Genomic DNA, 18587 nt, shown 5'->3' on the forward strand with positions numbered 1-18587 from the left:
GGCGAGCTTGCGTCCCAGCAGCTCCAGGTCTACGAATTCGCTGCGGACTTGCGCCCACTGCGCCTGGATCAGAACGGCAGATCCGGGTCCTCCGGCGGGTTGCGCCGCATCTCGTCCTCGATCAACTCCGTCAGCTCCTCGGTCAGCCGGTCGCGGGAGGTCGCCGGCACCGGCTGGTTGTCCTCGATCCGCTGTGCGATCAGGGCCTGCGCCAACGCCCGGAACCATGCCGGCTTGTCCAGCCACACTCGCTCGACCACCCGCACCGCGGTCGGGTTCGGCCTGACGTTCTGCGTCCGCCACCGGTCGGGGTCCTGCGCTACCCGAGCCGCTTCCCAGTCCTTCTCGGCTTCCTGCTCGGCCCACTGCTCGAACTGCTCCCAGTCCTGTCGGATCTCGGGGGTCACCTGCGGATACAGTTCGTTCTCGAGCACCATCTCCCGTGCTGCCCGCCACGCCGTTTCCTTCGCGCGGACCGCGTCCTGGTACGTCGCGTCCGGCGCCGGCGGGTTCGCCTGCTCGAACTGTTCGGCCGCGTCCTCGGTCAGCTGCTGCAGGCGCAGGGCCTGCCGATCGATCCGTTCCTGCTCGGTCGCCGGATCGACGCCCAGCCACTCGACCAGAATCCGCCTGGTCTCGGCCGCGATCGTCAGGTCGATCCCCTCGACCTGTGTCGTGAATTCCTCGCTCTGCGCCACCGCCCTGTCCTCCCTGATCCTCGGAACCGAATGCCCCCTGCTGGGCGTCTTCCCCCGTCACGCGACCTCCTCGACTGCCCCCGACTCTGGGCGTAGCGCCCCCTTCATCCGCAGGACTGCCGGAGATATTACAATAGTAATAGGTGAATCCGTTGCCAGGGGAAAGCTCGGCCTCTCCAAGACTTATGCGGCCTTTCTGTTGGACGACGTCGCAGCAAGCGCTTCTGTGACGATCAGGCGCGCCGACCGGTAGTCCGCACGGCCATTGGCCCTGGCAGGAAATCGTCCGTATCGCATCCGAGCGCTTGCGTCCATGGGGAGGGCCAGATTCGATGGGGGAGTCCTAGGGACGCCGTGCTTCTTACCGCGGCGGCTTCTCCACTCAATTTCTTCGAGCCACCACCGATGCAGTTCACGGTCGACAAGGTGCCGATGAGCTCTCTGTGCTGCCACGCCTCTAACTCCGAGCGAGGCAGCCACTCGGTCCATCTGTTGCGAATTTCTTGAAGTCGACAACTTCGGAAGCAGCCCCTTCTCATAGAGTTTTCCTACGATCCGGGACACGGTGCTTCGGGTGTAGCCAGTAAAGGATGTAACCCAGGAAATTATGTCATTTCCGAAGGAAGCGGAAGTTGAGGTTTCTCCGAACTTGAGAACTGCCCAGTGAACACGGGCACCCACACCACCGAGCCCTGCTCCGTTCGACCAGACATCGTGAGTGTGGTGGTCCAACAGTTCTAGGGATAGCCCTGAACCAGAGCGGGGGGCGGGTTCCCCTTGTGTTGCAGTAGAACACCGAATGTTCAACTCCCAGGTGGAGGCTCGAGTCCCTGCTCCTGCTCGAACTCGAGAAATCCAGCCTTCCTGTGCAAGCACTCGCAGGCGTCGAGACACCGTGGAAGCATCAACGGCGGCTGCTTCGGCCAATCGGCGTACATCTATGTCCAGCGTCCGTGTGCGGGCCGTACGTGCCAGGACGACCAGGGCATGCAGGATTCGTTCGTCGCTCGCTCCGCCGGCGCGTGCCCAACGAGTCGGGTCTGTTGTAATAGCGGCTTCGATTTGGTCGAGCTCGTCATCGATAACTTCGCGTTCGGTGACACTGGGCGGAGTAAACCGAGCGGCGGTATCGAGGGCACGCCGCCACTGGCGAACCGTCTCATCTCGGCCCCGGTCACGGTCTTCGCGTAGGCGGACAAGACCCGGGGCTGAACCGACAACTGCTTCGACATCTGCCAGGGTACGACCAGCTTTCGCCATCCCGAGCAGGATGCTGTGTGCGAGGGCCGATCTGTCGGTGCCTAGCGGGGGAGTCGTAGATAGAAGCGCGCGAGTTCGGGCGGTAAGTGGTCGGCGCGGGCGATCGAGATGCGGTCCGGCCTGGTCCTTGACGATGCGGACCCTCTGAAGACGGGGGTCTCGCAAATGAGATTCGGTGTGAGGATGCTGGGCGAGAAGCCATTGCACCACCTCGGGCGAAGTACCTGCATCCATGCGCACCAACGTGTCGATCAGTGCTTGCCCACGAAGATGGGGGAGGGACCAGCCACCGTGACGATGGGGAGCGCCAGGAGGTCGCACCGCGCCAGTGGCGGAGTTGGTGAGCGGGGACAGATCGAGACTTGGGTAGTGTTGGCGTAGTACGTGCGCTAAGCGGCGCACACTGTCCGCAGAAGTGCCCGGTTCGGTGAGCCGGACCCATATGTGCTGGCCCTTCGTCGGACCGGAGACTGTACGCAGATATGCGACTCCCAGGTCATCAAGCACATTGCACAGGCGATCTGCATCACTGACGGCAGTCTCAGTACCGTGCCGACTGCTATCGAAGTCGAACGCGAGTAGCCGGAATCGTCGCTGTGTATCAGTGAGGTGAATAGCCCACGGCACGGCCGGTGCAGTCGCAGGCATCGCTGATGTGGCCAGGTAGTCATGCGTTTGCTGCACGTCGAGACGTACTCGGGGTCGCGGTGACCATTTACGAGTACACACCTCAAACAAGCGCTCTATGAGACGCGGGTCACTTATCTGTGACGTGTTCGAACCGCAGCATTTAGTGGCCGTACTTAAATCGCTGGCGACACGCGGTGATTTGATTGAACCTTCTTCAGGGTGTGCGATACCCTGAGACCACTCAGGCAAGAGTGTCCCTTCGGGGAGGTAGAGGAACAAGAAGTTGGCGCTTCTCCTCTACGTGACTTATTTCGAAGCCCCTGGCCGGCACGCCGGGGGTTTCGTTTTTGTATAGGCCTGCTCTACGCGGTCAGGCGCTTCGTTGGATCTGGGTGTCCTCCTCTTCCTGCAGCCCTGCGGCGGTCAGGTCGGCGACTGTCGTCCCCATAGCGTCCGCAACGATCTCCATAAGCAGCGTGTTGGCGTTGAGCCCACGCCGTTCCGCTTCGGTATGAAGGAACCGACGCACGCTTGGGTGCACACGAAGGTTCATCTGCACAGGCGTATACGGCAGCGCGGGACGGCCCACTCTGCGGCGACGGACACAATCGGACATGCCGACGATCATGACAGTTCGTCTTGTTCTTTCACTCTAGACACGCCGGACTTGCAGAAATTTTCTGCTACCTACGAAGTAGAGAGTTAGGTGCACGAGCTAAGCGTGCGCGGGCAGTGATCTTGCCATCGGACGCCGAAGCGACGGGAAACCGTCGAGTGATGCTACGACAGTGCGTCATTGATACCAGATTGCACATCGAGGATTACTGTCTATACCCTCCGCACGGCAGCCTGTTTGTAGAACGATCCCAAGCGACCTCACTACAAGCCTGCGAGAGGTGCCGAAGCAGCGAGAGTCGCGCAAATCTCAAGATAGACGGCAAAGGCGCAGGTCGCAGGATTGCCGATAACCTAAGTTATGTTAACTAGAGTGGAACCGGACCTCCTCCGGACAGGTGCGGCAGGGCGTCCGAGGCGTTCGGAGATCCCTGGTTCGCCCGAATCGATGCGATGGGCCCCACCTGTCACTCGGCCTCTGGCTCGAGTCCGGCCCACCTCCGGACTGCGACCGGCCTGCCGGCGCCCGTGCCGGATCGAGCCGCCGATCCGCTCGACGCGCGTTCGGCTGGGGGTAGCCGTAGCATCCGCCGGAAATCGGGCGGATTTGGCGTAGCCGACTGGTGGGCACGGGGTTTCGAGTTCGGCATGCGCTGTCGACTGGTTGGTGCTTGACTGCCGATGATGATGTTGGTCGGTGCTGGTGGAGGCTGGGGTCGTGGCGACGCGGATGTTCGCGGACGAGGAGTTGGAACGACTGCGGGGATTCCCGGAGATCAGCCGCGAGGAGCTGTTCCGGTACTTCACGCTGACGCCTGCGGATCTGGCGTTCGTGGATCCGGGCCGGGGCCGGGGCCCAGCCGAGCGGCTGGGCTTGGCGATCGCGTTGTGTACGCTGCCGTGGCTGGGATTCGTGCCGGATCGGCTGGTCACGGCTCCGCCGGTGGCGGTGGCTCGTGTCGCCGAGCAGTTGCGGTTGGATCCGGTGGTGATCGGTGCCTACGGCAGGCGAGCCAAGACCCGCACCGAACATGTGCGCCTGGCCGCGCGGTACCTGGGATGGCGTGCGGTCGGTGCGCTCGAGTTCAAGGAGCTCGATGAGTTCCTGCTCGCGCGGGCGATGGAGCACGATTCCCCGACTCTGCTGTTCCGGCTGGCGTGTGAGTATCTGATCTCGGCGAAGGTGATCCGGCCAGGCCCGGTCACCGTGGTCGAGCGGGTCGCCCACGCCCGCCACCAGGCCCAGACCGAAACCTATGACCGGCTCGCTCACGAGTTCACTGCGGCGCGGTGCGCGGAGTTGGACGGCTTGCTTGTCACCGACGCTTCGCTGGGGATCTCGCGGTTGCGGTGGCTGTCGACCGGGCCGGTGGAGGCCTCGGCGGCCGCGGTCCGCGCCGAGGTCGACAAGCTGGGTTTCCTGCGCGGGTTGGGCGCTGATCGGCTGGATATGTCGGTGCTGCCCGCCGAGCGGCGCCGGTTTTTGGCCACGATGGGCCGGCGCCTGAGTCCGCAAGCGCTGCAACGTCGGGATCCGCAACGCCGGTATCCGATCCTGCTCACGGTGCTGGCCCAGTCCGGCACCGATGTCCTCGATGAGGTCGTGGCGTTGTTCGATCAGGCGATCTCGGTGAAATTCGATGCTGCCGAACGGAAGATGCAGCAGCGGCTGGCCGAACGAGGGAAGACTGGAGAGGACCGTCAGGCGCTGCTGGACGATCTGTTGGAAATCGTTACCGACCCCGGCGTTCCGGATGAGGAGATCGGTGCGCTGATCCGCGGCGAGAAGATCGGGTGGGAGCGCCTGCGCGCGGCGATCGCCCAGGCCAAGCCCAGGTTGCCGCGTGATCACGGGCATCTGGCGGCGTTGGATTCCTCCTACAACTACCTGCGTCAGTTCACCCCCGCGGTGCTCGAAGCCGTGCGCTTCTGCGGCGGTACCGCCGCGACCGAGTTGCTGATCGCGGTGAACATGCTGCGCGAGTTGAACGCGACCGGGCGGCGCAAGGTCTTCGATGACGCCCCGACCGGGTTCGTGCCGATGAAGTGGCGCGGCTACCTCGACGAGGCCCGCAAATCCGGCAGCGCGACCGCGTATCGGCACTACTGGGAGTTGTGTGTGCTGCTCGGATTGCGTGACGGGTTGCGCAGCGGGGATGTGTTCGTGCCGGGCTCGCGCCGTTACGCCGACCCGGCCGCCTACCTGCTCACCACCGGGCAGTGGGAACCGCAACGCGTTGAGTTCTGCGGCCTGGTCGGGCGATCCGCCGATCCCGGCGTCGCGCTGGCCACCGTGGTCGCCGAACTGCACGACGCTCTCGGTGAGCTGGAGGAGGTGCTGGCCGGCGGGGACGGCCCGGTCCGGCTGGACGAGGGCGGGGATCTGGTGATCTCGCCGCTGAGCGCGGAAGATGTTCCCGCCGAGGCGATCACGCTCAAGGCCGAGCTGACCGAAATGCTGCCGTTCGCGCCGATCGTGTCGCTGCTGATCGAGCTGGACAAACGCACCGGCTACCTGGACTGCTTCACCCACGCCGGCGGTCAGGCCACCCGGACGCCGGAGCTCAAACGCAACCTGATCGCGGTACTGCTGGCGCACTCGACGAACCTGGGGTTGATCCGGATGGCCGAGGCGTGCGGAATCACCTACGACATCCTGGCCTGGACCGACGAGTGGTATGTGCGCGAGGAGACCCTGCGCGCGGCCAACCTGGTACTGGTCGGCTACCACCAGCGGCTGCCGCTGACCGCGGTGTTCGGCGCCGGAACACTGTCGTCGAGCGACGGGCAGCGTTTCCCGACGCGCGGTAAGTCGACCACGGCGCGGCCGTTGAGCCGCTATTTCGCCAGCGAGGGCCTGTCGACCTACACCCATGTCAGCGACACCCACGCCACCTACGGCACCAAGGTCATCGTGGCGACCAAACGCGAAGCCCACTACGTGCTCGATGAGATCCTGGGCAACGCCACCGATCTGCCGATCACCGAGCACGCCACCGACACCCACGGGGTCACCCTGGTCAACTTCGGGTTGTTCGACCTGCTCGGGATGCAGCTCTCGCCACGGATCCGGGATCTGGGGCGGATCACCCTGTACCGGCCGGGCCCGCGCGCCGAGGCCGAGGCCCGGTTCCCGCACGCGGGCCCGCTGATGACCCGCAAGGCCAACCTGGGTTTGATCGCCGAGCACTGGGACGATCTGCTGCGGTTGGCCGGATCGCTGAAGTTCGGGCACGCCACCGCGTCGCTGTTGGTCGGCAAGCTGTCGGCGTCGGGGCGGCAGAACACCCTGGCAGCGGCGCTCAAGGAGTACGGGGCGCTGCGGCGCACCATTTACGCCGCGAGATACCTCTCCGATCCGGACTACCGGCGCAAGATCTCGCGGCAGCTCAACAAGGGCGAGTCGCTGCACGCGCTGCGCCGCGACCTGCTCTATGCCCATGAGGGGATGATCCGGGCGCGCCACCTCGAGGACCAGACCGAGCAGGCCTGGTGCCTGACCTTGACGACCAACGCTGTGATCGCCTGGACCACAGAGTATTACGGGTTCGCTGTCGAGCAGATGCGCCGGACCGGGCAGCGTATCGATGACGAGGTCCTGGCCCACATCAGCCCGGCGCACAGCGCCAACATCAACTTCTTCGGCGCGATCGAAGTCGACATCGACGCCGAACTCGCCGCCCTCGGCCCGACGGGCTACCGGCCGCTGCGGGTGCGCGACACCTTGTTCTGACCGCGCGGAACCGGGGCCCGTGGTTACGGCGTGGCGATGTCGATAGCGGTGTCTGCTGGCGTGGGTGTTCGGTGGGCGGTGAGGAAGTTGTCGACGAGCCGGGTGCAGTCGTCGTGGTCGATGCTGCGTAATCCGGTGAGACGGGCGAACACGATCGGGCCGAGGAGTTCGATGATGGCGAAGGTGGTGTCGAGCTCGCCGAGCATCGCGCGGGCCTCGGGACTGGTGAGGATCTGGTCGAACGGGTGGCGGTACTGCTCGATGACGCGCGCGCGCAGCGAGGTGACCGCGGCCGGGTCGGGGTGGTCCTCGCCGATGGAACCCATCGCCAGCCAGGCCAGGGTGGTCATCTGCACCGGAGCCTGTTCGATGAGGTCGGCCTGGCTGGCGAGCAGCGCCAGGAGCCGCTCACGCACGGGCCCGGTGCCGGTCGGTGTGTCGACCTGGGGAAGTAGTCGTTCGAAAGTCGCCGCGAGCAGCTGGGTGGTGCTGCCGAAGTGCCGGTAGAGGGTGGCGCGGGCGACCTTCGACACGCGGGTGACCGCCTCGACGGTGACCGCCTCGACACCGCCGGTGGACAGCAGATGGGTGGCCGCGTCGAGCAACCGGTTGCGTGAGCGCGCCAGTCGCGGATCGGCCTGCTCGTCGTCCGCGGCGAGCGGGTCGGTCGCCGCCGGGCCTGGGTCGGTCATGGACGCGCCTTCCTCCGAATTCGTGTCGTTGAACTCTTGATATGGGTGAACTCTATCCCACCCCCAACCACTATGATACGAATGGTCTCGTACAGATACCGTTGGTCTTCAAAGTCGGGGAGGTGCCGGTGACCACACCCGGAACGGACACTGTCGAGATCGCCCGCTGGACCAGGGCCCAGTGGTGGATGCTGACGGTGTCGTGCCTGGCGGTGGCGCTGGTGGTCGCGGCGATGGCGGCGTTGTATTCGGCGTTGCCGCAGATCGCGCTTGCGACCGGGGCCACCCAAGCCCAGCTGACCTGGATCGTCGACGGCTACACGCTGGTGCTGGCGTGTCTGGTGCTGCCCGCCGGCGCCGTCGGTGACCGTTACGGGCGCCGCGTGGTGCTGGTGGTGGGGTTGGTGGTGTTCGCCGCCGCCTCGGCGCTGCCGCTGCTGCTGTCCGACCCGGCCTGGTTGATCGCGACGCGCGCGCTGGCCGGGGCAGGCGCCGCGCTGGTGATGCCCTCGACGCTGTCGATCCTCACTGCAGGGTTCGCCCCCGCTCATCGCGGCCGGGCGGTGGGGATATGGGCCGGGGTCGCCGGATCCGGGGCGATACTGGGGATTCTCGGTGCCGGGGTGCTGCTCGAACGATGGTCGTGGCTATCGGTGTTCGTAGGGTTGACCGTGGCCGGGGCGGTGCTGGCGGGGTTGGCGTGCACCATCGCCGAGTCCCGCCAGCGCGAGCATCCGCAGGTGGACTGGGTGGGCGCGGTGGCGGTGGCGGTCGCTGTCGCGGCGATCGTGTTCGCCGTGATCGAGTTCCCCGCGCGCGGCTGGGCCGACCCGCTCGTCGCCGCCGCCGCCGGGGTCGGCGTGGCCGCGACGGCGGCCTTCGTGGTCGTCGAGCTGCGCTCGGCGGCGCCGCTGCTGGATGTGCGGTTGTTCGCCCGCCGTGGTTTCGGTGCCGGGTCGCTGTCGGTGACCATCCAGTTCCTGGTCACCTTCGGGGTATTCCTGCTGCTTGTGCAGTACCTGCAGCTGGTCTTCGGTTACGGGCCGCTGGCCTCGGCGCTGGCGTTGGCGCCGATGGTGGTGCCGCTGGTCGTGATCTCGGTGATCGCGCCGTGGCTGTCGAGCCTGGTCGGGTTACGGGTGATGACCGTGGCCGGCCTGCTCACCATCGCCGCCGGGCTGGTGCTGGTGAGCCGGCTGACACTCGCCGCGCACTACCTCGACCTGCTGTGGCCGCTGCTGATCATGAGCGCGGGCCTGGGATTGTGCACCGCGCCGGCGACCTATGCCATCGTCGCCGACACCCCCGAGGCCAAACACGGGGTCGCCGCCGCGGTCAACGACGCCGCCCGCGAGATCGGCGCCGCGATCGGGATCGCCGTGGCCGGCAGCGTGCTGGCCGCCGGCTACACCCACCGCATCCAGCCCGCCCTGCCCCAGTTGCCCGAGCCCGCCCGCGGCCCGGTCGCCGATTCCCTGGCCGCGGCGCTGCAGGTCGCCGACCAGGCCGGACCGGTGGCCGCACCGCTGGCCGAGTTCGCCAAGGCCGCGTTCGTGCACGGCAGCGGCCAGGCCGCGCTCGCCCTGGCCGCCCTCACCACCGTCGGGGCGATCGTGCTGGCAGTACTGGCCCCCGGCCGCGCACCACGCCGCCGATACATCTCGACCATTTCCCCCGCAAAACACGCTCCCTTCTCGTGAAAGACGCCCGTCATGACGGCCTATCGCACGATCATCGTCGACACCGACGGATCCGACCGCTCCTACCGTGGGGTCGACCACGCCGCCGAACTCGCCCACGCCACCCACGCCCGGCTCCTGATCATCTACGCCCGCCACCACATCGACGCACGTGAGCTCGGGGCGGACCTCGACCGGCTCGGACCCGACGCCTACCAGCTACGCGGCACCACTCCCACCGAGGCCATCCTGCGGACCGCCCACCAGCACGCCCTCGCCCACGGCGCCACCGACATCGAAACCCACATCCTGTCCGAACCCGCCCCGCACGCGCTGCTGCACCTGGCCGCCGCCACCGGCGCCGACCTCATTGTCACCGCCGATCCCCACCGGCCACCGCTGCTGGCCCGGCTGCTGACTACCCCACCGATCGAGCTCGCCCGCAAAGCCCACTGCGACATCCTCTTCACCACCGCACGGTAGACACACCCCACAGAAAGCGCCCATGACCGAGAACACACCCAGCACCCATACACCCGAGCCCCGACAGGTCCCGGACTGGATTCCCGCCTTCCCTGTGCTCGCACCCGACTCCGCCGACCTGCCACCCCACCACGACCACTGCCTCGGCTGCGGACCGGCCAACCCCCACGGCCACCAGCTACGCGCCCGCCGCGACGCACACGGCGTCCACGCCCACCACCGCTTCGACTCTCGCCACGTCGGCGCCCCCGCGATCGCCCACGGCGGCGCGGTCGCCACCGTCCTCGACGAACTGTTCGGACTCCTGCTCTACACCGTCGGGGAACCCGCGGTCACCCGCCACCTTGCCATCGACTACCTCGCCCCGATCCTGCTCGACACCCCTTACACCCTCCGCGCCCACATCCACGCCCGCGACGGCCGCAAACTCCACCTGCAAGCCACCATCGAAAACGACCACGCCCACGTGATCACCACCGCCACCGCCCTGTTCCTCACCGTCGACGTCAACCACTTCCTCACCCACAACACACCCCCACACACCGATAACACCCCCTGACCCTGTTCCGTAACCGGATCGGCCACCGGAACACCACGCAGAGCCAACGTCGACCCAGCTCACCGGTGTTCCGTAGAGGTGTTCCGCTGACTGTGCCGGTCAACCCCCGCTATCTGGAACACTTTCGGCATGGGTGAGCCGTTCCGCGTCGGATACTGCCGCTGCTCCACCGACGAACAAGACGTCGAGATCCAAACCGAGCAGCTATTGGCGCTCGGAGTGCCGCGTGAGCGGATCTTCATCGACAAAGGGTTCTCCGGGACCACCCGCAAGAACCGGGCCGGGCTCGACAACGCACTCGCCGCCGTCACCTCCGCCGCGGCGGCCATCGACGGGCGACAGGTAGTGCTGACCACGCCGAAGTTCGACCGATTCGCACGCAACATGGCCGAAGCAGGCCAGACCCTGACCGAACTGCGCGAGCGCGAGGTGCTGTTCGGACTCGGGAGCTCGATCTACGACTGGAACGACCCGTTCGGCAAGCTCTTCCTGCAAACCTTGGCCATGGTCGCCGAATTCGAGGCCAACCTCAACCACCTACGCACCCGCGAGGGCATGGCCAAGGCCCGCGCGAAAGGCAGGCTCAAGGGCAAGCAGCCGAAACTTCCTCTCACGGCACGGAAAACAATCCACCGCCGCTACCACGCCCCCGCCGACGACGCGAGCCTGGCGGACCTGGCCGAGGAATACAGCGTCGGCCGCTCCACCATCCACCGCATCGTCAGCAGTGCTGCACCACGAGCCTGAGAATTCACCAGCCTGTCGTCAGGATCCCGCTACTTTGCACTTCCTGACAACCTTGGGTTGCGGGCCCTTACGTCCCACACGAGTTCTGGCCCGAATCGGATCGTCGGCGAGCTGGGCGGATACGCCGCGCCCGCCAGGAGCCGGTGGCGAGACAGACGATCGTTTCGACCCAACAGGCCGAGCGGATCACCGACCGGGCACTACGCCATATCCGCCCGATTTTCGGCAAATGCTACGGCTACCCCGGCTGCTCATGCATCGGGTGCCATGCCGCAGCGACGCGCACACTGCACCGACCCACGGTTCACCGATGCGGCGTTGCGGCAGCACCGTGTGGTCGTCGCGTGCGCGTTGCGCGCCGCAGATCGCGCGGACGATGCGCATGTTGGTGGCGCGGGATCATCCCGTCCCCCGGGGTGCTGCGACCACCGATCGCCCCTTCTCGCCTCTTCCACATTTGATGGATAATCGGGGTTATCCATGATTTATCGCAGTGGCGGAACTGCGCAAGGGTGACCCCGCCAATCAGCGCCATCCTGCGATCCGAAGGACGCCACGTCGAGAGGCCGTCAAGCCCGCTGGCACGTGCGAGTTGCTACCGGGGATCCTCTGTGGGGTCGGAAACCGGGTTCTGGACCACTGTGTGTGATGGTGCGACACTGCGACTCAGGGTAGGGATCCTGGCAATTCCGCCTGGCAGACTTCGGCCATGGACCGGAACCGAGGCACCGGAAACAACGGTCGCCACGAGTACTACAGCACCAGCGACGTCGGTGAGGAACTGCCGACCGTCCGGCACGGTGACTTCGAACAAGCGGACTAGTAGGACTTTGTTAGGTTCACCACTTCCTGGTGTGAGGCCTCGAGATTCGGCGAGATGTCCGAGACGATAACCAGGTGGATGCCGCAGCCCTGACCGATGTCGGTGAACGTCTCGATGCGTTCATCGGCGAGGTGTTCTCCTCGCTCAAACGCAAGGACCAGCGAGCAACGGCCGGGGTATATGCGCGAGGGTTGATGCTCGACGGGCGCCGCAAGTCGATGCAGCCGATGGCCGACCGCCTCGGGATCGATCACCAACGCCTGCAGCAGTTCGTCACCACCTCACCGTGGGATCCGGTACCGGTCCGGAAAACACTGTCCCGCAAAGCGTGTGATTTGATCTCCCCGGATGCGTGGGTGATCGACGACACCGGATTCGCCAAGGACGGTGACGCCTCGCCGTGTGTGGCCCGGCAGTATTCGGGCACCCTCGGCAAGGTCGGAAACTGCCAGGTCGCGGTCAGTGTGCACGCCGCCACCGATACCGCGTCCGCACCCTTGGATTGGCGGCTGTATCTGCCTGAGAGCTGGGACGATCAGCGGTGCGACGATCCGGAGACGGCCTCGGCGATCACCGCTCGCCGGCGACGCAACGCGATCCCGACCGAGGAGCGCTATCGCACCAAGGCGGTGATGGCTCTCGAGATGCTCGACGAGCTGATCGCGTGGGGCCGGATCCCGCCGGTGATCGTCGCCGACGCCGGCTACGGCGACTCGGCGACCTTCCGGCAGGGCCTGACCGACCGCGATCTGGTCTATGTCGTGGCGGTCAAGGGCGCCACCCTCGCGCACCCCGCCGATGCAGTCCCGGCCGCCGCCGCGTACTCCGGGCGCGGGCGGCCTCCGACCCGACGCTACCCACCGGCCGTGACCTGCAGGGATCTCGTTCTGGCGGCCGGAGTAGGCGCGCTGACCGAGGTCACCTGGCGCCGCGGAACCAAGACCGGTCCGGGCAACCCGACCGCGGTGATGCGCTCACGGTTCGTGGCGCTGCGGATCCGCCCCGCGAACCGCACCATTCCCCGCGACGAGGATGGAACCCTGCCGCAGGCGTGGCTGCTCGCCGAATGGCCGGCGGGCGCGGCGCAGCCCACCGACTTCTGGCTGGCCACCCTGCCCGAGGACACCCCGCTGTCAGAGTTGGTGCGCCTGGCCAAGATCCGCTGGCGCATCGAACACGACTACCGGGAACTGAAAACCGGTCTCGGACTCGACCACTTCGAGGGCCGCTCCTGGCTCGGCTGGCACCACCACGTCATCCTCGTCACCGCCGCACACCTGTTTCTCACCACCCTGCGGCTGACCGACCCAAAAGCGATCGGGCGGGACTGACCCTCTACGGCATTGTGCGCGAACTCCAACGCACACTGGCCTATTGGATCGGTACCTGCCCGACCTGCCATCACACCTTCCCAACCTAACAAAGTACTACTAGGATATGCGCTTTTTGTCCGCGCTGACCAGACATCTGTCGGCACGATCCTGGGACACTGGGGTGTACGAGATCGAACGGCTGAGCTGGGCGGATTCGGTCATGACGTTGGTGGTGCGGGTATGGGGTCGCGATGACTCCGGCCTGGTCGGTTGGCGCGAACACCTGCCCACAATCCGAGCAGGTTTCGCACCCGACGATCCGGAGACAGTCGCGAGCGCCTGGCACACCGGCGAGTTCTGTCCCAGCTACCTGCCGCACCCGTATTCGCCTGGCCCCGACGGTATTCACTGGATCGGGACCCGGCGACCGTCTCACCCCGACAACCGGTGATACCGACCCCGCCGCTGGATCGTCACGGAAGGGTGGACCAGAACCGGACACCGTCACGTTAGGCACGCCGGCGCCGAGCCGCTCCACCGTTCGGTGCCCGCTCGTGCCTCCAGTCGACCAGCGACCGGGCGAACTTCGACATTCTTATACGCTCTAGCAGCTAATACAAGATAAAGTAGGATTTCTCATCTAAGCTTGTACACGTCGAGGGGACGAGCATGGCCGAAACATCACAGCTTCTCTCCGGCGCGATCGCGCTGCTGCGTCGTGCCGGCATCCGCCTTGTCTCCGGTTCCCTCGACGCCTGGGACCTGACTCTGCCCGACGGCCGGGAATTGCCGACCCGGGTGCGCATATCCCGGCGGCCACCCACCCCCACGGTCCTCGCCCGGCTGCTCGCCGAACCGGGCCCAGCCCGGCGCGTGCTCGTGGTAACCCCACACGCCACGGCGCATCTGCGCACTCTCGCGACAAACGGCGAAATCGATCTCATCGCCGTGGACGAAGACCTACTCGTATTCGCCGGCGCGCGCTACGACGTGACCGAAAACGCAACCCCTACATCCCCTGCCGCATCTGCTGCCCGGGGCCGCAAACCCTGGGTGCGCTGGGCTCTGGCCCGGGTCCTGCTGCTCTCGGATAGGGCGCAAACCCAACACCGGCTCGCCGAGACACTGGAGGTCTCCCAGCAGGCAGTCTCATTCGCCCTCAAACAGCTACAGGCGGCGCGGCGCACCGAGCACGGCTGGTTCGCCGCATCCCCCGAGGAGTTGCTCGCGGACTATCTGGCCGGCTATCCCGGTCCCGGTGGCGCCGTGACCTACTGGTACGGCCTGGATCCAGTGATTGCCCAGGCCACCGCCGTTGTTGACTTCTGCGCCCGGCAGGATGTGGCAGTGTTGGTCAGCGGCGATGCCGCGGCCGATGTGTACGCCCCATGGCGGCTGCCGACCCGGGCGATGCTCTACACCGATCGGTTCGTCGACCTCGCCGCCGCGGGCTTCAGTCCCGCCACCGAGGCCGAACACACCATGGCCGTGCAGGTCCCCGCCGATCCGACCCTGTGGCGCACCGCGGAGATCAGCGAGCCAGTGCTGTTGGCCGATCCGCTGATCACTGCGGGCGATGTGCTGCGCACCGGTGGCGCTGATGCCGCCGAAGCCGCCGATCATGTGCTCGCCACGATCCGTCAGAAGGCTGCTCTGTGACTGATACGACCGAGGTGGAGATCCTCGCCGCGTCGAATGCCGCCGACCGCGGCCTGCGGGCGTTGGCCGATCTCGCCGCGGCCACGGCCGGGGCCAACTATCGGGTCGTCGGCGGGCACATGGTGCACCTGCTCGGTCGCCTCTACCCCACCGACACCGCTGCCCGGGTCACCGCCGACGCCGATGCAGGCATGGACCCTGTCGCCGCGGCCGACGCCACCTTCCACACCGCGCTACTTGCCCGTGGTTATCGGCTGGTGACCGGCAACCACTACGAGGCACCCTCCGGGGACGGCACTCCCCTGTCGGTTGATCTCCTGGTTCCCGGCACCGGTGGTCGCCGGATCGAACGCGTCGAGTACGCCGGGCGCGGCTTCGACGCCATTCCCGGTCTGACCCTCGCGCTGGCCGCCGACCCGATTCGGGTGCGGGTGCGGGCACGCCTGACGACCGGCGAGACCGTGCGTTTCGGGGTGCCGGTGCCCGGCGTCGAGCAGGCGGTGGTGCTCAAGGCGCTCGCCTGGCGCAGCCGCCTCGCCGCCAAGGATGTCGCCGACCTGTGCACCCTGTTGTCGATCACCCATGAACACCGAGACCGGTTTCCCGCTTGGAAGCTGCACACCGCCCGTACCGGTGCCCGCAAGGACGCAGCCCGGGCTCTGCACGAGCTGGTCGCCATGCTCGACCGCGGCCAGCGCATCGACGGACTGACTATCGCCCCGGCGCGTCTGTCCGGTCTCATTCGCCGCTACGTGGTCGACCCCCACACGGCCCGACCGCCAAGCGACACCGGCACCGCGCAGCAGATCGCTCGTGATCCCAGCGGACAGGAGGCGTTGCTGTCGGCTCTGCGCGCCGCCGTGTCCGGTCACCCACCACGCTCGAAGCCCGGTACACCCGGCGGTAGTACGACCCCGGCCCAGCCGGAGCCACCCGACCACAGTCCCCAGGCTGGCCCCGACCTGGAGCTGTAAGCCCGGCATTCCTTGTTCGAGAGGAGCCCCAGACCTCGCACGCTGTCCGCGACCCACGGTGCATGCATGGCTCGCGATGCGTGCACGCATCGCACGCACTGCACGCATCGGTATCGACGCGGATCAGAAAGCCTGGGTCCGAGCCACTGGTGCAGTTCACGCTATCGTGCCCACGACAACTCGCGCCGGGAATAGCCGGAGGCAGGGGCGCGTTGCACTGTCCGGATCGGGTGCGTTTCCGTGTCCCCCGGGCTCAACCCTTTGCCTTCACGGAGTTCCGTTCGGCTGGAGCCGTGTTGCGCCTTTCGCCGAGAGGCGACCGAATGCACCCGATCCCTTCCCCGTCCACTTCGTGCCAGCACGCTGCGGCGGCGTAGCCCATTGCCCACCTGCCTCGCGCAGCATCCGGCCGGCACCGCGAGCTTCTGCAACGCCTTGTCGGTACGGTCGTGGAGCCGGTGAACCAGACACCGACATCAACCGGCGGCGGCACGATATGGGGACGACATCCCCGCCCGCTCGGACACTCCCGTGCCTCCGGACTGTCACCATCAGTATCGACACTTACGTCAGGTGCCAGGTCCAGCGACTTACACCAGGTGATCACAGATTATTCACGTGATGTGCCGCCGACGGCGATGTCGCTGGATGGTCCCGGGGCCAGGAGATGCGAATCTAATATCGTGCCGCTGATTGTGCCCCGGGGTCTCCCCAATCATCGTTTCGTCCGCTACGTTCGACCACCTGTCAGTTCTCCTGGACGCGAGAGCGTTCCGCTGTATCCCCTACAACCGGCGACTCGTCAGATCAGAGTTCTCGTTGACACTGGCACCCTCGAACAATCCTCGGTGGAGGCGCTGGTAGCGCTCTTGACGAGGAGCGAGATCGAGTCCTGCCTTGTCGTTCAGAACGACGACGATTCACCATCCGATTGGATGAATGCTCTCGGCATCGACCGGTGGTACCGCTTTCACTTCACTACCGTGGACGAGGCTCCCCGAAGGGGTGACTCCTCGGTCGTGGGGGTGGAGGGGTTTGTTGGCGTTGACCAGGTGCTGGGCGCCACAGGACACTTCTTCGGTGTCTACTCGCAGCTCGACCATCACCGTGGTGAGGTAGCCGCTGGCCACGATGAGTTGTCGATCGCCGACCGCCATCGAGCGGCTGCGTTGGCCAGTGCCGCAGGCACACTGGGCGCCGATGTAATTGTCACGGGTGCTCGCACGGCTGGACGACACGACGTAGCCGACAACGACATAGCGATCAGCCTTTCCCCGGATCAGTTCACCCGGCTTTTCGGTCACTATCTCCGGATAACCGGGAACCGGGACTTGGAGGTTTCCTTCGGACAGCTGGTCGGCGGTGGAAGCTACAGGCGCACGCACAGCGCTCGATCAGTCACCGACATGTACGAGGCGGGCATCGATGCGTCGGCGCCGCATCTGACTGCGATACGAGTGATGGCCTTGGGAGCGGGGGATCAGGGATTGGTCGATTCGTCGAAGACTCCGGCGCCGCCGCACACCCCGGTGTCGGGCAGGGTCAGCTCGACCCGGGCCGCGGCGTCGTGGTCACCGGCCAGGGCGGCGGCGATGCTGCGGACCTGCTCGTATCCGGTCATCGCCAGGAACGTCGGGGCCCGGCCGTAGCTCTTCATGCCGACGACGTAGAAGCCGGGTTCGGGGTGGGAGAGCTCGGCGACTCCGTGCGGATAGACGGTGCCGCAGGAGTGCACGTTTGGGTCGATCAGCGGGGCCAGCGCGGTCGGGGCCTGCAGGACCGGGTCGAGGTCGAGGCGGATTTCCGAGAGCCACGACAGATCGGGGCGGAACCCGGTCGAGGCGATGACCTCGCCGACGGCGTCGATGCGGGCGCCGGTGTCAGAGACCAGCGTGAGCTGACCGTCGGTGGTGGGTTCGACGGCGGCGGTGCGGAAGCCGGTGACGACCTCGAGGAGTCCGGCGTCGACGGCCGTCTTGGCGCGCAGCCCGACGTCGCCGCGGCGCAGCACCCAGGTCAGCCGGGTGCCGGGGGTGGTGCGGGCGAGTTCGGCCAGCGCGACGATGGCATTGAGCGTTGAGTGGCCACTACCGGCGATGACGGTGTGCCGGCCGGCGTAGCGGGCGCGCACCGCGTCCTCGCCCAGGTCCGGGACGCGGTAGGTGATCTTCTCGGCGGCGGCGCGCTCGCCCAGGGCGGGCAGTCCTTCACCGCCGAGGGGGCTGGGGGTGTCCCAGGTGACCGAGGCGTCGATCACGGCGCGGGCGAGCAGGCGGGATTCGGTGCCGTCGCGGTGGCGTACGTGCACCGACAACGGTTCGGTGTCGCGTCCGGCGTCGACGATCCGGTCGCGGCCGCGGCGGGCGATGCCGATGACCTGGTGGTCGAGCCGGACCGCGTCGCCGAGGGCGTCGGCCAGCGGGGTCAGGTACCGGCCGGCCCAGTCCTGGCCGGTGGGGTAGGAGTCGACGCCGGGGGCGCTCCAGCCGGTGGTGTCGAGGAGACGCGGGCTGCGGGGTCGATCAGTTCGGCCCAGCGGGAGAAGGTGTGGACGCTGTGCCACTGCGTGATGGCGGCTCCGGCGCTGGTACCCCGCTCGAGTACCAGCGGCTCGAGGCCGCCTTCACGCAGGTGAGCGGCGGCGGCCAGGCCGATCGGTCCGGCTCCCACCACGACGACGGGCAACTCGCTCATAACAGATCCTTTCATCGATGGGTATCGA

At 66.7% G+C, this 18587-nt stretch carries 12 protein-coding genes and 1 pseudogene; 8 read left to right on the forward strand and 5 right to left on the reverse strand.

Annotated elements, in window-relative coordinates; all coding sequences use genetic code 11:
* Positions 1 to 68: 68 nt before the first annotated feature.
* Together IM25_RS24090 and IM25_RS24100 are read right to left on the reverse strand one after the other, a co-directional pair.
* Positions 69 to 698: a hypothetical protein gene (locus IM25_RS24090; RefSeq protein ID WP_033098580.1), complete on the reverse strand. Its 630-nt coding sequence runs from the start codon at positions 696 to 698 to the stop codon at positions 69 to 71.
* A gap of 2260 nt (positions 699 to 2958) precedes the next feature.
* Positions 2959 to 3216: a hypothetical protein gene (locus tag IM25_RS24100; protein ID WP_019287437.1), complete on the reverse strand. Its 258-nt coding sequence runs from the start codon at positions 3214 to 3216 to the stop codon at positions 2959 to 2961.
* 705 nt (positions 3217 to 3921) lie between these two features.
* Here IM25_RS24100 and IM25_RS24105 point away from each other — a divergent pair.
* On the forward strand, positions 3922 to 6936 hold the full coding sequence (locus tag IM25_RS24105; protein WP_033098597.1) for a Tn3 family transposase: 3015 nt from the start codon (positions 3922 to 3924) through the stop codon (positions 6934 to 6936).
* A 23-nt stretch (positions 6937 to 6959) separates the two neighbouring features.
* On the opposite strand, the gene IM25_RS24110 is transcribed toward IM25_RS24105, so the two are convergent.
* On the reverse strand, positions 6960 to 7628 hold the full coding sequence (locus IM25_RS24110) for a TetR/AcrR family transcriptional regulator (RefSeq protein WP_006554624.1): 669 nt from the start codon (positions 7626 to 7628) through the stop codon (positions 6960 to 6962).
* Between the two features lie 128 nt (positions 7629 to 7756).
* On the opposite strand from IM25_RS24110, the gene IM25_RS24115 reads away from it, so the two are divergent.
* The 7 genes from IM25_RS24115 to IM25_RS24150 all read left to right on the forward strand — a co-directional run bounded on the left by IM25_RS24115 (position 7757) and on the right by IM25_RS24150 (position 15865).
* Positions 7757 to 9328: an MFS transporter gene (locus IM25_RS24115; protein ID WP_033098596.1), complete on the forward strand. Its 1572-nt coding sequence runs from the start codon at positions 7757 to 7759 to the stop codon at positions 9326 to 9328.
* Between the two features lie 12 nt (positions 9329 to 9340).
* Entirely contained in the window at positions 9341 to 9790 is a 450-nt protein-coding gene (locus IM25_RS24120) for a universal stress protein (RefSeq protein WP_033098578.1), read from the forward strand.
* Between the two features lie 22 nt (positions 9791 to 9812).
* The gene (locus IM25_RS24125; RefSeq protein WP_006553199.1) at positions 9813 to 10349 is read left to right on the forward strand and encodes a PaaI family thioesterase; all 537 of its coding nucleotides are present in this window, start codon (positions 9813 to 9815) and stop codon (positions 10347 to 10349) included.
* A 129-nt stretch (positions 10350 to 10478) separates the two neighbouring features.
* Positions 10479 to 11096 (forward strand): recombinase family protein, encoded by a 618-nt coding sequence (locus tag IM25_RS24130; RefSeq protein ID WP_065996611.1) that lies wholly within the window; start codon positions 10479 to 10481, stop codon positions 11094 to 11096.
* 897 nt (positions 11097 to 11993) lie between these two features.
* Positions 11994 to 13250 carry an IS701 family transposase gene (locus IM25_RS24135; protein ID WP_006554210.1) on the forward strand — a complete coding sequence of 419 codons (1257 nt, stop codon included), beginning with the start codon at positions 11994 to 11996 and terminating at the stop codon, positions 13248 to 13250.
* 651 nt (positions 13251 to 13901) lie between these two features.
* Positions 13902 to 14891 carry a hypothetical protein gene (locus IM25_RS24145; protein WP_006554208.1) on the forward strand — a complete coding sequence of 330 codons (990 nt, stop codon included), beginning with the start codon at positions 13902 to 13904 and terminating at the stop codon, positions 14889 to 14891.
* Entirely contained in the window at positions 14888 to 15865 is a 978-nt protein-coding gene (locus IM25_RS24150) for a hypothetical protein (RefSeq protein ID WP_052040179.1), read from the forward strand. Before IM25_RS24145 ends, IM25_RS24150 begins: the two co-directional genes overlap by 4 nt.
* A 920-nt stretch (positions 15866 to 16785) precedes the next feature.
* On the opposite strand, the gene IM25_RS24155 is transcribed toward IM25_RS24150, so the two are convergent.
* A complete protein-coding gene (locus IM25_RS24155) occupies positions 16786 to 17169 on the reverse strand; it encodes a hypothetical protein (protein WP_065996612.1) in 384 nt (127 codons plus the stop codon).
* Positions 17170 to 17345: 176 nt separating this feature from the next.
* Positions 17346 to 18559: pseudogene (locus IM25_RS24160) on the reverse strand (NAD(P)-binding domain-containing protein).
* Between the last annotated feature and the right edge of the window lie 28 nt (positions 18560 to 18587).

Source organism: Rhodococcus sp. p52, from assembly GCF_000763325.2.
Lineage (GTDB): Bacteria > Actinomycetota > Actinomycetes > Mycobacteriales > Mycobacteriaceae > Rhodococcus > Rhodococcus pyridinivorans.

Bases quoted from the DNA above. Each gene is read 5' to 3' on its own strand.
- IM25_RS24130 (WP_065996611.1), top strand. From the start codon at position 10,479: ATGGGTGAGCCGTTCCGCGTCGGATACTGCCGCTGCTCCACCGACGAA.
- IM25_RS24125 (WP_006553199.1), top strand. From the start codon at position 9,813: ATGACCGAGAACACACCCAGCACCCATACACCCGAGCCCCGACAGGTC.
- IM25_RS24100 (WP_019287437.1), bottom strand. From the start codon at position 3,216: ATGATCGTCGGCATGTCCGATTGTGTCCGTCGCCGCAGAGTGGGCCGT.
- IM25_RS24110 (WP_006554624.1), bottom strand. From the start codon at position 7,628: ATGACCGACCCAGGCCCGGCGGCGACCGACCCGCTCGCCGCGGACGAC.
- IM25_RS24120 (WP_033098578.1), top strand. From the start codon at position 9,341: ATGACGGCCTATCGCACGATCATCGTCGACACCGACGGATCCGACCGC.
- IM25_RS24145 (WP_006554208.1), top strand. From the start codon at position 13,902: ATGGCCGAAACATCACAGCTTCTCTCCGGCGCGATCGCGCTGCTGCGT.